At 66.3% G+C, this 15330-nt stretch carries 7 protein-coding genes; 5 read left to right on the forward strand and 2 right to left on the reverse strand.

The window, feature by feature from the left end:
- Positions 1 to 46: 46 nt before the first annotated feature.
- Complete coding sequence (locus GRB80_RS07225; RefSeq protein ID WP_161423075.1) at positions 47 to 697, reverse strand: flavin reductase family protein; 651 nt, start codon at positions 695 to 697, stop codon at positions 47 to 49.
- A 254-nt stretch (positions 698 to 951) separates the two neighbouring features.
- Between GRB80_RS07225 and GRB80_RS07230 the strand changes: the two genes are divergently transcribed.
- From GRB80_RS07230 to recD, 5 genes are all read left to right on the forward strand, one after another.
- Positions 952 to 1641 (forward strand): pirin family protein, encoded by a 690-nt coding sequence (locus GRB80_RS07230; protein WP_161423076.1) that lies wholly within the window; start codon positions 952 to 954, stop codon positions 1639 to 1641.
- Between the two features lie 83 nt (positions 1642 to 1724).
- Positions 1725 to 2312, forward strand: coding sequence for an NADPH-dependent FMN reductase (locus tag GRB80_RS07235; RefSeq protein ID WP_161423077.1), 588 nt, complete (start codon positions 1725 to 1727; stop codon positions 2310 to 2312).
- 155 nt (positions 2313 to 2467) lie between these two features.
- Positions 2468 to 6178 (forward strand): exodeoxyribonuclease V subunit gamma, encoded by a 3711-nt coding sequence (gene recC, locus GRB80_RS07240; protein ID WP_161423078.1) that lies wholly within the window; start codon positions 2468 to 2470, stop codon positions 6176 to 6178.
- Complete coding sequence (gene recB / locus GRB80_RS07245) at positions 6175 to 10248, forward strand: exodeoxyribonuclease V subunit beta (protein ID WP_161423079.1); 4074 nt, start codon at positions 6175 to 6177, stop codon at positions 10246 to 10248. Before recC ends, recB begins: the two co-directional genes overlap by 4 nt.
- Before the next feature lie 2 nt (positions 10249 to 10250).
- Positions 10251 to 12464 (forward strand): exodeoxyribonuclease V subunit alpha, encoded by a 2214-nt coding sequence (gene recD, locus GRB80_RS07250; RefSeq protein ID WP_161423080.1) that lies wholly within the window; start codon positions 10251 to 10253, stop codon positions 12462 to 12464.
- A gap of 51 nt (positions 12465 to 12515) precedes the next feature.
- Here the strand turns inward: recD and GRB80_RS07255 are convergent, their stop codons facing one another.
- The gene (locus GRB80_RS07255) at positions 12516 to 15083 is read right to left on the reverse strand and encodes a bifunctional diguanylate cyclase/phosphodiesterase (protein ID WP_309663524.1); all 2568 of its coding nucleotides are present in this window, start codon (positions 15081 to 15083) and stop codon (positions 12516 to 12518) included.
- Positions 15084 to 15330 lie beyond the last annotated feature (247 nt).

The following is a 15330-nucleotide window of genomic DNA, read 5'->3' on the forward strand; positions in this document are numbered from 1 at the left end:
AAAGTGTCATAACGCACATGCCACCACGCCTATGCTGGGCAATACGTCAGCGACTCCGTTCACCCCGGCTGAGAGAGCTGCCCGAGTCGGGGCGCTCCACTTCGAAGCGATCGCTGCAGCGGGCGTAGTCATTGCCGGCCATTCGCCCGAGGGGGCGCAGCCCCTCGACGCTGACGTGCCGACCATCCCACACGGCATCGTCGACATGGATCGACACCACCTCGGCGAGCACCAGGTTGCCGGCCAGTGGTTGATCACCGAAGCGGATGATCTCGCACAGTCGACAGCCGAAGGCGACCGGTGCCCCGGCCACCCTGGGTACCGAAACGCCTGCCATGGCCACCTTCTCGAGCCCGGCGTGGATGAATTCGTCATCACCGTGCTCGAGTCCGGCACTGGTCGCGTTCATCTCCTGAACCAATCCCTCACCGCCGATATGCACCACGCACTCGCCCACTTGCTCCAGGTTACGAATGGTGTCCTTGGGGTTGGCGTCACCATCGAGCAGGGGTGAAAACCCCAGCACCGGCGGGTTGACGCTGACGACATTGAAAAACGAGAAGGGTGCCAGGTTGGCATTGCCCCGGTCGTCCAGGGTCGAGACCCAGGCGATGGGCCGCGGACAGATGCTGCCCGAGAACAACCGGTAGATCTTTCCAGCGCTTAGCTCCTGCTCTTCCAGCAGATAATCACTCATGACCGTATCCCCATTATCGAACCTGTTCCCGATGGTACCCCATCCCGGAGTGCGTCCCGCCCCCGAAGGGAATGTGACTGGCAGCGCAAGCTGAAACACTCGGATCAAAATTTTCGTATAAATCGAACATTTAATGCAGAAAATGCCGCTTTCAATCGATTAAAATGAACAACTAACATGCACACATCGCTACGGGACCGAGCCCGCAACGACGCTCTCCATCCGACTTATCTCACCACTCCAGGAGGTACAAGATGATCCTGCGACGCGCCAATGAACGCGGTCATGCCAATCACGGCTGGTTACGCTCCCGTCACACCTTCTCGTTCGCCGACTACTTCGACCCCGACCATCTGGGGTTCAGGAAGCTGCGTGTCATCAACGAAGACCGAGTCCAGGGCGGGGCCGGCTTCGGTGCCCACCCACATCGGAATATGGAGATCATCTCCTACGTGCTGTCGGGCAGCATGGCCCACAAGGACAGCATGGGTAATGGAGCGGTCATGCAACCCGGTGATGTGCAGCGCATGTCGGCGGGCACCGGTGTGGTGCACAGTGAGTTCAACAACTCCTCGAGTGAGGAGCTTCACTTCCTGCAGATCTGGATCGAGCCGAAGCAACAGGGTATCGCTCCCAGCTACGAGCAGAAGCGCTTTCCGGAAGAGCAGCGACAGGGAGAGTGGCGACTGGTGGTTTCCGAAGCGGGCCGCGATGGTTCGGTCAGCATCAACCAGGACGTCAACCTCCATGCCGGACTGTTCGATGCCGGCGAACAGGCAGCGACACCGACGGTACGCCATGCGTGGCTGCATGTGGCCCGCGGCGCGGCCGAGGTCAACGGCCAGCGGCTCTCGGCCGGCGACGCCGCCGCCTTCGAGCCGGGAGAGCCCATCGACGTGACCGGCATCGAGGCCTCGGAAATTCTGCTGTTTGATCTTGCGTAAGTTCGAGATAGTGTCGATCGACGGGGTGTCATCGCCCCTGCTTGCTCGACGCACAATGCCAGTACACCCTTCAAGGAGACGTCATGACTGACACGCTCAAGGTTCTCGCCATTTCCGGCAGCCTGCGAAAGGACTCCTACAATACCGCGGCACTTCGTGCGGCCAGGGACGCGGCCCCTGCCGACATCAGCATCGAGTTCGCCGATCTGTCACGGATCCCCCTCTATGACCAGGACCAGCGTGATCGGGAAGTCCCTGCTGCCGTGGCCAGGCTCGCGGAGCAGATCAAGGAGGCCGACGCGCTGCTGTTTGCCACGCCGGAATACAACTACTCGATGTCCGGTGTGCTGAAGAATGCCATCGACTGGGTCTCTCGCGAACGGCCCCAGCCATTCGCCGGCAAGCCCGCCGCGATCATGAGCGCCAGCATGAGCCTGCTGGGCGGCGTGCGTGCGCAATATGATCTGCGGCGTACCATGGTCGCTCTGGACATGCATTGCGTGAACAAGCCGGAAGTGATGATTTCCTCTGCCCATCAACGCTTCGATGCCGAAGGCCGTCTTGCCGATGAGACCACACGCGAGTTCATCGCCAGGCTGGTAACGGCCCTTGGCGACTGGAGCCGGCAGCTTCAGGCGGGAGAAAAGGCGCTGAGCCCCCAAGCCCGCTAGCCTGACGAGACACTCAATCGGGCCATGACGAACTGCAAGGCCCGTGCCTCGCCCCTTTTCGAAACAGCGCGACATCGGCGGGGGCGTGACTCGCTTCATGCCCCTGCCGATTTACGGCACCATGAGGGTCCGCCTATCGTCGCGAAGGACTCGCCATGCCCTCATGCCTCTTCCAGGAAACCGAGCTTACTCCCGGCTTCATGGTGATCCATGGCAACCGCCTGGAGGCCCTGCGAGGCCTGGCGGTCGAATGGATGCGCCGCCACCCGCTCGCGCCACTGGAGAACGAGACGATCCTGGTGCAGAGCAACGGCATCAGCCAGTGGCTGAAGCTGGCGCTCGCCGAGGACCGCGACCAGGGTGGCGCCGGGATCGCCGCGGCCCTGGACGTGACCCTGCCCGCGCGCTTCCTGTGGCAGGCCTATCGGGCCGTTCTCGCCCAACGAGAAGGCGAAGACGCCGTGCCCCCGGTCTCCCCCTTCGACAAGCCGCGCCTGGTGTGGCGGCTGATGCGGCTGCTGCCGACCCTGCTCGACGCCTCCACCTTCGCTCCCCTGGCACGCTTCCTGGAAGGCGATGACGACCTGCGCAAGCGCCATCAGCTCGCCGAGCGCCTGGCGGACCTCTTCGACCAGTACCAGGTCTATCGCGCCGACTGGCTAGCCGCCTGGGCGAAGGGGGAGGATGTGCTGATCTCCGCCCGGGGCGAGGCGCGTCCCCTCGCCGAGGAGCAGTGCTGGCAGGCCGAGCTGTGGCGGGTACTGCGCGAAGACATCGCCAGGGCCCATGGCGAGGCGGGCCTCGCCTCGAGCCGCGCGGCGGTGCACGAACGCTTTCTGACGGCATGCCAGGAGCTCGACACAACGCATCGTCCGCACGGCCTGCCCCGCCGGGTCATCGTCTTCGGCATCTCCTCGCTGCCCGCCCAGACCCTCGAGGCGCTGGCCGCCATGGCGCGGGTCAGCCAGGTACTGCTCTGCGTGCACAACCCCTGCCGCCACTACTGGGCGGATATCATCGAGCACAAGGATCTCCTTCGGGCGGAGCGCCGGCGCCAGCAGCGGCGCCCCGGCATGCCGGCGGACCTGGCCGAGACCGAGCTGCATCTGCATGCCCAGCCTCTGCTGGCCGCCTGGGGCAAGCAGGGCCGCGACTATCTGCGCCTGCTGGATGAGTTCGACGAGGCCCAGGCCTATCGTCGTCTGTTCGAGGGCGATTCACTGCGCATCGACCTGTTCGAATCCCCCCTGGGCGAGAGCGAGGCAGCGACGGCTTCCCCGGAGATGAGCCCCAACCTGCTTCGCCAGCTGCAGGACGATATCCTCGAGCTGCGCCCTCTCCAGGAGACCCGCGACACCTGGCCTGTGGTGGACCCGTCCCGCGACCGTTCGCTGCGCTTCCAGGTGGCCCACAGCGCCCTGCGTGAGGTGGAGATCCTTCACGACCAGCTGCTCGCCGCCTTCAGCGAGGACCCGACCCTCAAGCCTCGCGACATCCTGGTGATGGTGCCCGACGTGGACCAGTACGCCGCCGCGGTGCAGGCGGTATTCGGTCGCCTCGACGCCGACGATCCCCGCCATATCCCCTTCACCCTCTCCGACCAGGCCAGCCGCCACCGCCTGCCGCTGCTGATCGCCCTGGAATCGCTGCTGCGTCTGCCGGAGCTGCGCCTCTCGGTAAGCGACCTGCTCGACCTGCTGGAGGTGCCGGCGCTGCGTGCACGCTTCGGCATCCCGGAGAGTGGCCTGCCCACCCTGCGCCGCTGGATCGAGGGTGCCGGCATCCGCTGGGGGCTCGACGCCCATCAGCGCCAGAGCCTAGACCTGCCGGAGGGCCTCACCGCCAACACCTGGTCCTTCGGCCTGCGCCGGCTGCTGCTCGGCTATGCGGTGGGAAATGCCGCCGCGGGGCCCTGGCAGGATGTGGAACCCTATGACGATATCGGCGGACTGGAGGCGGCTCTGGCCGGCCCGCTGATTGACCTTGTCGATACCCTGGAAACCCAGTGGCGCACCCTGGCCGAGCCCTGTGATGTGGCCACCTGGGGCGAGCGGCTGCGCGGCCTGCTGGAGGCCTGTTTCCTGGCCGACTCGGACCAGGACCTGATGGCGCTGACGCGACTCGAGCAGGCACTGGAAGGCTGGCAGGAGAGCGCCGAGGAGGCCGAGCTCAGCGAACCCCTGCCACTCTCGGTGGTACGCGAGCACTGGCTTGCCCAGATCGACGAGGCGAGCCTCTCCCAGCGTTTCCTGGCCGGGGCGGTGAACATCGCCACCCTGATGCCGATGCGCGCCATCCCCTTCCGCCACGTCTGCCTGCTGGGCATGAACGATGCCGACTACCCGCGGGTACAGCGCCCGCTGGATATCGACCTGATGGCTCAGGATTACCGTCCCGGCGACCGCTCGCGCCGTGAGGACGACCGCTACCTGTTCCTCGAGGCGCTGCTCTCGGCCCGCGACCGGCTGAGCATCAGCTGGGTGGGACGCAGCATCATCGACAACACGGAGCAGCCCCCCTCGGTGCTGCTCGGTCAGCTGCGCGATCACCTCGCCCGGGGCTGGCGCCTGGCCGGAAGCGAGGACGAGGCCAGCGGCGACGCCCTGCTGGCCGCGCTGACCACCGAACACCCGCTGCAACCCTTCAGCATCGACTATTTCCGGGGTGCGGCACCGAGCAGCGGTGGAGAGGGCCCGGGTCTCGCCACCTACGCCCACGAGTGGCGCGAGCTTCACCGCCCAGACGCCGAGCTCGAGGCCGACTCGACCACTGCGACACCGCTGGCGCCATTCCGCCAGGAAAGCCCGCTGACCCTGGCCCAGCTCGGCCACTTCCTCAAGGCACCGGTGGAGGCCTTCTACAACACTCGGCTCAAGGTCCACCTCGACACCGAAGCCACCGAGTCCCTCGACAGCGAACCCTTCACCCTGGATGGCCTCGACCGCTGGCAGCTGCAGAATGCCCTGATCGAGGCGAGCCGCGCGGCGGCGGAGGCCGGAGAGCCCCATGAACCCGCCATGCTGGCCACCCTGGAGCGCCTGGAACGCGAGGGGCGCCTGGCCATGGGCGGCTTCGCCGAGCGCATGCGTGACGAGCTGGTCGAGCCCATGGAGAGTCTCTTCTCCGAATATCGTCAGGTGCTCGAGGAGTGGCCCCACGCCATGCAGGAGCCGCTGGACATCTCGCTCGACCTCCGTGAGACACTGGGCGACGCCCCGGCACTGGAGGACTGGCTGGGCGAGCTGCGGGTCAACGATGCCATGGAGCGCTGCCGGGTGCTGCTCACCACCAGCAGCCTGGTCAACAAGGGCAAGTACCACTGGAAGCACTGGCTCACCCCCTGGGTCGCCCATCTCGCCGGCCAGCTGGAAGGGCCCATGACCACTCGGCTGCTCTCCCGCGCCGGTGGTGGCACCCTCGCTCCGCTGCCCGCCGAGGAGGCCCGCGCGCACCTGGCGACCATCGCCGCCGCCTGGCAGCACGGCATGGCCACGCCCCTGCCACTGGCCAGGGATGCCGCCTTCGCCTGGCTCGAGAAGGGCGGCACGCCCCAGGCCATGCAACGCTGCCTCGCCGGCGAGGCAGGCGATGAGGACACCAAGGCCTGGAGAGCCCTCGTCACCGCCTACTACGGCAGCGGCTTCAACAACGACCACGGCGAGCGTGGCCGCGATGCCTATCTGATGCGCCAGTGGCCACAGCTGGAACTCATGTTGCGTGACGCGCCATTGCCCATGGGGTCTGACCCCATGGGCTTCGCCGAGCTGGCCGAACGGCTCTACGCCCCGCTGCTGCGTGCGGTGAAGAAGCCGAAAGGGAAGAGCACCAGGGGAAGCACCGGAAAGGGCAAGGGAGACAGGACATGAACCCACAGGATCAGACGCCCCCGACCCTGGACCCGATCCAGCTGCCGCTCACCGGCAGTCGGCTGATCGAGGCCAGCGCCGGCACCGGCAAGACCTTCACCATCGCCCTGCTCTACGTGCGCCTGGTACTGGGCCCGCGGGACGAGGCCGATACCGTGAGCTTCCCCCGTGCCCTCACCCCGCCGGAGATCCTGGTGGTCACCTTTACCAACGCCGCCACCCGGGAGCTGCGCGACCGCATCCGGGCGCGACTGGTGGAGGCCGCCGAGGCATTTCAATCACCGGAACCGGAGACGGAACCGGGGACAGTCCCCTATTTCGATGCCGCCGAAGGAGCGCCGGAGGCAGGCCGCAGAGGAGGTCCTACGCCAGGGACGGCGTCGGTAGCGCCCAGGGAGGGGTTCACAGCGCCTACTCGATGGTCCGACACTTCGGGGCCTGCCTCCGGATCAGCTCCGTCCATGAAAGCTCCATCAAAAGACGAGGTCGGCGACCCGTTGCTGGCCCTGCGCGACAGCTACCCCCGGGAGCGCTGGCCCGCCTGCGCGCGGCGCCTGCAGCTGGCCGCCGAGTGGATGGACGAGGCCGCCGTCTCCACCATTCACTCCTGGTGCCACCGCATGCTGCGCGAGCACGCCTTCGAGAGCGGCAGCCTCTTCTCCCTGGAGATGAACCTCGACCAGTCGGAACTCGAGCTCGAGGTCGCCCGGGACTACTGGCGCAGCTTCTACTACGCCCTGGACAGCGAGGCCCTGGCGGTCGTCGGCCGCTACTGGGAGAGCCCCGACGCCCTGGCCGAGGACGTACGCCGCCTGCAGGGTGACGCCGACCTGCTCCACGACGCCCCGCCCCCCGCCGGAGCGCTGGCCAGCATGCAGGCAGAACGCAGGCGAGTGCTGAGCGAGCTCAAGGCGCCCTGGCCCGTATGGCTCGATGAGCTCGACGAGGCCCTGGAGACGGCCGCCGCCGGCAAGGCCTTCGATCAGCGCAAGCTCAACAGCAGAAGCCGCGCCAGCTGGCTGGGCGCCCTGCGCGACTGGGTCAACGACCCCGAACTCGACACCCCGGCCCTGACCGACGCTGCCTGGAAGCGCCTGACCCCCGAGGGCATCGCCGAGATCTGGAAGAGCGGCGCGCCCCTGGACCACCCTGCCCTGCAGGCCATCGCCGAACTGCCGGATCGGCTCCAGGCCCTGCCCGATGCCCATGCCGACCTGCTGGCCCACGCCGTACGCTGGATGAACGAGCGCCGTCGGCGGGCACAGCAGCGTCGCGCCGAACTCGGCCCCGATGACCTGCTCGAGCGCCTCGATGCCGCCTTCGCCGGCCCCTCCGGCGAGGCCCTGGCCGCCCATGTGCGGCGCCAGTTCCCGGTGGCGCTGGTGGACGAGTTCCAGGACACCGACCCGGTGCAGTACCGGCTGTTCGATCATGTCTACCGGCTCGCGGCGGCGCCGGACCCCGACGACCCCAGCGGCATCCTGCTGATCGGCGACCCCAAGCAGGCGATCTACGCCTTCCGCGGCGCCGATATCCACACCTACCTGCAGGCGCGCCGCGACACCGCCGGCCGCCATGTCACCCTGGGCACCAACTTCCGCTCGGCCGAGGCCATGGTGTCGGCCGTCAACCGGGTGTTTCGGTTCGCCGAGTCGCACCCGGCCGGACGCGGTGCCTTCCTGTTTCGCTCGAGCGAAGGCGACAACCCCGTGCCGTTCCTGCCGGTCGCCGCCAAGGGCAGGAAGGACACACTGATCCGCGAGGGGGCTCCGGTGCCCGCGATGACGCTCTGGCATCTCCCCACCGAGCACGGTGCCTCCGAAGAGGGCATCGCCAAGGGGGCCTACTTCGAGGAGATGGCGGCGCGCTGTGCCACCCATATGGCCGAGCTGCTGCGCGAAGGACAGGCCGGGCGCACCGGTTTCAGCGAGCCCGGCGAGCCATTCAGAGCGCTGGCGCCCTCGGATCTGGCGGTGCTGGTCAACAACGCCGGCGAGGCCAGAGCGATCCGCGACGCCTTGCTCGAGCGCGGCATCAAGAGCGTCTATCTCTCCGACAAGGAGGGCGTGTTCGAGACGCCCGCGGCCCTGGAGCTGGAGATATGGCTGGCCGCCTGCGCCGAGCCCGACAGCGATCGTCGCCTGCATGCGGCACTTGCCATGCCCAGCCTGGGCATGAGCCTCGCCGCGCTCGATGCACTGCAGCATGACGAGCTGGTCTGGGAGGAGCGCGTCATGCAGTTCCGGTCCTATCGGCGCCAGTGGCAGCGCCAGGGGGTGCTGCCCATGCTGCACCGATTGCTGGCCGACTTCGGCGTGCCCACCCGGCTATTGAAGAGTACCAGCGGCGAACGTCACCTCACCGACCTTCTACACCTGGGCGAACTGCTCCAGCAGGCCAGTGCCGAACTGGACGGCGAGCACGCCCTGCTCCGCCACCTCGGCGAGGCCCGCGCCCAGCCGCCGGCCCAGGCGGATAGCCACCGGCTGCGCCTGGAGAGTGACGCCGACCTGGTGCAGGTGATCACCATCCACAAGTCCAAGGGACTGGAGTACCCGCTGGTCTTCCTGCCCTTTATCTGCGCCTTCCGGGCGAAGAAGGCCAGCGACCTGCCACTGACCTGGCATGATGAGGCGGGGCGCCGCCGGCTCTCCCTGGAGCCCGACGACACCGTGCTGGCCCGCGCCGACGACGAGCGTCTGGGCGAGGACCTGCGCAAGCTCTATGTGGCCCTGACCCGTGCCCGCCACGCCACCTGGCTGGGTCTCGCGCCGCTCAAGGAGCTGGAGCGCAGCGCCATCGGCCAGGTACTGACCGCCGGAGCGCCACTCTCGCCCCCCTCTACGGATGGCCTGCTCGAGGCCCTCTTTCCCCTTGTCCAGGGGGCGGAGGAGACGGAGCTGCAGGTGCTGCCGGCCCCCGAGGCCGACAACCTGGTAGTGGCTCTCGAGACCAACGACCAGCCCCTTCGCGAGGCGCTGAGCCCCGTCCGTCGCGCCCGGGAACACTGGTGGATCGCCAGCTATTCGGCACTGCAGATAAGCGGTGGACGCATCGGAGGTGAGGGGGAAGAGTCCGCTCTTCCGGAAGAACCCGAAAAGGCACCGTTGATAGAGCCCGAAACCGCCCTGGAGGCCACCGCCCGGGAGTTGCGCGACGAGCCCAGCGACAGGGTGGCACCAGACATGGAACGCCATCGAGCGAAGGCCAGACAAGGCGATATCTTGCGAGAAGGCGGAGTTTACAAGCCGTTAAATGAGCATTTCGAGCAATATATCAACGATGTATGGCCGAGCGCAGATCGTTCCATTCACCGTTTCCCGCGTGGTCCAGCGGCCGGGACCTTCCTCCACGGCCTGCTGGAGTGGGCCGGCCAGGAGGGCTTCTCGCGGCTGGCCGCCGAGCCAGGGCGGCTGGACGATACCCTGGCGCGGCGCGCCAACCTGCGTGGCTGGCGCGAACGCATCCCGGCGCTGCAGGCCTGGCTGCGCGGTCTGCTGGCAAGCGAGCTGCCAATGCCGAATGCCCCCGACGGAGCGGTGGCGCCGCTGCGCCTCGACCGGCTGGAGAGCACTCGCTATCAGGTGGAGCTGGAGTTCTGGTTCGCCGCGCACAGGGTCGATACCACGCGTCTGGATGCGCTGGTCAGCACTCACACCCTGGGCGGCGCGGCACGCCCGGCACTGGAGCGCGACCGTCTCAACGGCATGCTCAAGGGCTTTATCGACCTGGTGGTGGAACACGAGGGGCGCTTCTACGTGCTGGACTGGAAGTCCAACCACCTGGGGCGCGACGACGAGGCCTACTCCGAGGCGGCCATGCGCGATGCGGTGCGCGAGCGACGCTACGACCTGCAGTACTGTCTCTACCTGCTGGCCCTGCACCGCCTGCTCAGGGCGCGGCTGCCCAACTACGATATCGACCGTCATCTGGGCGGGGCGCTCTACGTCTTCCTGCGCGGCCAGCACGCCCCCTCTCGCGGCGTGCATCGCGAACGCCCGCCACGCCAGCTGATCGAGGCGCTCGACGCCCTGTTTCGTGACGCCGACGCTACCGCTCTGGAGGCATAACCATGAGTCACCGCGAGTCCACCGTGAGCGATTTCTCACCCACTACCGAGGCCCTGCACGACACCGCAGCGCTGTTCGCCCTGCTCGACCGCTGGGTGGAGCGCGGCTGGTTACGCGCCCTGGACCGCGCCTTCGCCGCCTTCCTGGCTCGGGAGGTGGCCGGCCCCCCCGCCTCGCTGCTGCTGGCCGCGGCACTCGCCAGCCACCAGCTCGGCCGCGGCCATGTCTGCCTGGACCTGGCCCAGACCCTGGCCGAGCCCGACCTGGCCCTCTCGCTGCCACCGGAGGGCGACAGCCTGGAGGACCCACCGCCTCGACCCAGCCAGCTGCTCACCGAGCTCAGCCTCGCCGACTGGCTGACGGCACTCACTCACCCGGCGATCATCGGCGACGGCCCCGGCAACACCCCGCTGGTGCTCGAGGGCACCCGGCTCTATCTACGCCGCTACTGGCATCATGAGCGCTCGATCCAGCAGCATATCGCCGCCCGGCTGGAGGGCGACGCCGGAGGGGCCACCGATCATGCTCCCCATGCGACAGAGACCAATACACGCTCCCAGGCGCTTGCCGCCCTCTTCCCCACCAGCGATACCCTGGACTGGCAGAAGGCCGCTTGCGCCCTGGCCATCCGCTCGCCCTTCGCGGTGATCACCGGCGGGCCCGGCACCGGCAAGACCACCACCGTGGTCAAGCTGCTGACCCTGCTGCAGGCCCTGGCCCTGAGCGAAGGCCAGCGCCCGCTGCGTATTCGCCTGGCCGCCCCCACCGGCAAGGCCGCCGCGCGACTCAACGAGTCCATCGCCGGGCAGGTCAGCTCCCTGAGACTGGAAGGCCTGGCCACCCTGTGGGAGCCCGATTTATCGGCGACTCATCAGTCCTCCCAGGACAACATCGAGCGACTTCGCCAAGCGGTTCCCACCGAAGTCACCACCCTCCATCGCCTGCTGGGCTCACGTCCCGATACCCGCCACTTCCGCCACTACGCGCGCAACCCCTTGCCACTGGATGTGCTGGTGGTGGACGAGGCCTCCATGGTCGATGTGGAGATGATGGCCGCGCTGCTCGATGCCCTGCCGCCCCGCGCCCGCCTGGTGCTGTTGGGTGACAAGGACCAGCTCGCCTCGGTCGAGGCCGGCTCGGTGCTGGGCGACCTGTGCGCCCGGGCCGAGGGTGGCCACTACACGCCGACCACCGCCGACTGGCTCGGCGAGGCCACCGGCCAGGTGCTGCCCACGGAGATGCTCGACCCCGCTGGGGCGCCACTGGACCAGGCCATCACCATGCTGCGGGTCAGTCACCGCTTCGATGCCGAGAGCGGCATCGGCCAGCTCGCCGGTGCGGTCAACCGCAACGTCCCGGGCAGGCAGAAGCCCGCCGACATTCGCCGCGTGCTCGAGCACGGCTACGCCGACCTCTCGCATCTCAGGCTCTACACCGACCACGACCGCCGACTGGAGCGGCTGGTGGTCTCGGGTCACGCCGAAGGCTTCCCCGGCGCCGGCGAGGGTCGCCGGCTGCGCGGCCAGCCACTGCCGCCACCGGTGGGGTATCGCCACTATCTGGAGACGATAAGAGACGCCGCGCCAACGGCAGGGGCAGACGTCGAGGCACTGGATGACTGGGCCCGCGCGGTGCTGGCCGCCCACGGCCAGTTTCAGCTGCTCTGTGCCCTGCGCCGCGGCCCCTGGGGCGTGGAGGGACTCAACGAGCGCATCCGCACCGCCCTGGAGAAGGAGGGGTTGATCGACACCGGCGACGGACGACGGCTCTGGTACCCCGGACGGCCGGTGCTGGTGACCCGCAACGACTACGGCCTGGGACTGATGAACGGCGATATCGGCATCACCCTGGCGCTGCCGCGGCCGCAAGCTCCATCCGAGGGGCCCGGACGCGACGCCCCAACACTGCGCGTCGCCTTCCCGGCCGGGGACGGCAGCGACCGGATCAAGTGGGTGCTGCCCAGCCGCCTGCAGGCGGTGGAAACGGTCTACGCCATGACGGTGCACAAGTCCCAGGGCTCGGAATTTACCCACACCGCCCTGCTCCTCCCCGACGCCCCCAATCCGATCCTGACCCGGGAGCTGGTCTACACCGGCATCACCCGCGCCAGGCACTGGCTCAGCCTGGTCGAAACCGGCCGCGGCCAGTTACTGGACGCGGTGGAGAGGCGGGTGATGCGGGTGAGCGGGCTGGGAGCGCCGGGGAAGACTCAGTAGGTATCAGTGTGCTGCCCACATACGCCCATCACACGACATGCCGACTGATACCTAGGGAGCGGGCAGCAGACCAGGGAGGCTCCTGAGTTCACTCCAGGGCATGGGCCTGGCGAAGAGGTAGCCCTGCAGCATGTCGCTCTTCCAACCTATCAGGGTCTCCTGCTGTTCGCGCTCCTCGACCCCTTCGGCGACCACCAGCAGGCCCATGTGATGAGCCATGGTAATGATGCCCTGGACCAGCGCGGCACTATTGGCAGAGGTGAGGATATCCCTGATGAAAGAACGGTCGAGCTTGATCTTGTGAATCGGCAGGTCGCGCAGGTAGCCAAGGCTGGAGAAGCCCGTGCCGAAGTCGTCGATGGCGATCGCGATGCTCATCCCGCGTAGGGCATTGATTCTCTCGACGGCCCGCTCGGCGTCATCCATCAGAATGCTTTCGGTCATCTCCAGCTCGAGGAGCTCGGGCGGAAGCCCCGTCTCCTCGAGAATGGCCTGCACCTCACTGAGGAAGCCATCGCGATGGAACTGCAGCGCCGAGATGTTGATCGCCACCGGGAAGACTCGCTCACCCTTGGCACGCATGTCGGCTAGGTGCTCGCAGGCCTGTCGCAGTACCCAGCGACCCAGGGGGATGATCTGCCCGGTCTGCTCGGCGATGGGAATAAAGATCCCGGGAGAGATCATGCCATGTTCCGGATGATGCCAGCGGACCAGGGCCTCGAGGCTACGGATGCGGCCCGTAACGGCATCGACGATGGGCTGGTAATAGAGTTCGAGCTGGTTCTCATGCAGTGCGGTGTAGAGATCATGGCGCAACAGTATATGCTCGCTGGTTGTTTGCTTTCGCTGCTGCCTGAACCACTGCCAGGTATTGCGTCCCTGGCGCTTTGCTATCTCCACGGTCCGATCGGCATTGCGTAACAGATCGTGGGACTGCCGGGTCTCTTCACCGCTACAGGCCACCCCAATGCTGGCACTGATATGCAGAACCAGACCGTCCACCTCAAATGAGTGCCCGAAGGCGGCAAGGACGCACTCGGCCCTTTCAGCGACATCCTCATGAGTTGCCAGGTTGGGCAGCAAGATGGCGAACTCGTCGCTGGTAAGACGAGACAGGGTGTCGTGGGGGCCGAGCAACTGTCGAAGACGATCGGCGATGGCCACCAGCAGGCGGTTTCCGATCTCATACCCCAGGCCTTCGTTGATGGGCTTGAAACCGTCCAGATCGATATACATCACTGCCAGCAGGCACTGCTGTTGTTGGCACCACCGATAGTCCTGCTCGAGACGCTCACCCAGAAGCGTTCGATTGGGCAGGCCAGTGAGTTGGTCGTGGGTGGCCTGGTAGGCAATCTGCTTTTCCTGACTACGCTCCAGAGTGACATCCTCCTGGGTGCCGATGAAGTGGGTGCAGTGACCGGATTCATCGATGACTGGGCTGATCGACACCCGGTTCCAGAAGGTCGTGCCATCCTTGCGATAGTTGAGCAGTGTCACTTGCGCCCTGGTCTGCGTCTGCAGGGCCTTACGCAATATCGCGATGGCATCGGGATCTGTCTGCTCTCCCTGTAGGAAACGACAGTTACGGCCGAGCACCTCGTCCTGCTTGTAGCCCGTCAGCCGGCAAAAGGCCTCATTGGCATAGACGATCGGCAAGTCGCCCCGGGTGGCATCCGCCATCAGCACGCCATCAGGACTGGCCTCGATGCCGCGCTGCAGCAGATGCAGCATCGCCTGCTGATGCTTTTGCTCGGTGATATCGCGGCAGATACCATAGACACCGATGATCTCGCCCTCGACGACAACCGGAAAGTTGGTGACCTCAATGTAGCGATGGCGGCCATCGGCATGAATAGCCTGAGTTTCATAATGGCGCGATGCGCCACTCCTGACGGCATCGAAGGCGGCCTGGGTCAGGTCGCGATAGCCGGGAGAGACGAAGTCATTGAAGTGGCGCCCCAAGAGCTCCTTCATCGAGTAACCGGTGATGTTCTCCAGGGCGGCGTTGCCCTGCAGGAAGTGGCCCTCGAGATCGAACTCATAGACGCCGTCAGGATGATTCACGAATAGAGCTTGGTACCGATCAGCCAGTAAACGGCGCTGACGGCTGTTGCGTTCCTTGATGATCGCCAGGGCGATCAGGACGGCGGCCTGTTGCAGTCGTCGCTGGCTGATGCCGCTGGGCGCGATGGGGTCACGATAGTAGATGCCGAAGGTTCCCAGCAGCTCGCCATCAGGGGAAAGGACCGGGCTCGACCAGCAGGCACGCAGCCCCTCGGCAAGCGCTGCGTCACGGAACCTATCCCAGCGTGGATCCGTCAGAATATCTTCCGTGATGACCTGCCGCCGTCGATAGGCCGCCTCGCCGAAGGACGCCACCCCCTCTCCGATCGGGACATTCTGGAGTCGTTCGAAATAGGGCCGCGAGAAGCGTGAACTGGAGAGCAGGCTGAGGGTGCAACGGGCTGGATCGAAGCGCATGAAGGCCACGATAGCACCGGGTAGTTGAACACCGACCCAGTGGGCGATGGCGTCCAGCGTTGTTTCGAGCGATGCCTGCTGGGCGATCAGTTCGTGAATAGCCTGCTGGGCTTCCAGCAGAGCGAGGTCGTCGGTCACGTACAGGTCCCCATAACATATACCTCCTGGCGTCGTAGGGCGGCCGATACTTACCGTAAATAATGCCCAGCTTATTCAGTTTATACAAGTCAAATATCTAATAACTCAACGTAGATAATCATTGGATTTCCTGCCGCCAACGCCATCAACAAATGGTCCTTAAACCCACCTTCGAAAAGTAATCATCATCAGCAGTTAATGCCATACCATTTCGTAGGAAATATGCCACTACCGAAGTATCCTTGGC

Source organism: Halomonas icarae, assembly GCF_009901955.1.
Taxonomy (GTDB): Bacteria; Pseudomonadota; Gammaproteobacteria; order Pseudomonadales; family Halomonadaceae; genus Halomonas; species Halomonas icarae.

What these genes read in the sequence shown, in the direction of transcription:
- GRB80_RS07225 (WP_161423075.1), bottom strand. Translation starts at nt 697, where the DNA reads ATGAGTGATTATCTGCTGGAAGAGCAGGAGCTAAGCGCTGGAAAGATC.
- GRB80_RS07230 (WP_161423076.1), top strand. Translation starts at nt 952, where the DNA reads ATGATCCTGCGACGCGCCAATGAACGCGGTCATGCCAATCACGGCTGG.
- GRB80_RS07235 (WP_161423077.1), top strand. Translation starts at nt 1,725, where the DNA reads ATGACTGACACGCTCAAGGTTCTCGCCATTTCCGGCAGCCTGCGAAAG.
- recC (WP_161423078.1), top strand. Translation starts at nt 2,468, where the DNA reads ATGCCCTCATGCCTCTTCCAGGAAACCGAGCTTACTCCCGGCTTCATG.
- recB (WP_161423079.1), top strand. Translation starts at nt 6,175, where the DNA reads ATGAACCCACAGGATCAGACGCCCCCGACCCTGGACCCGATCCAGCTG.
- recD (WP_161423080.1), top strand. Translation starts at nt 10,251, where the DNA reads ATGAGTCACCGCGAGTCCACCGTGAGCGATTTCTCACCCACTACCGAG.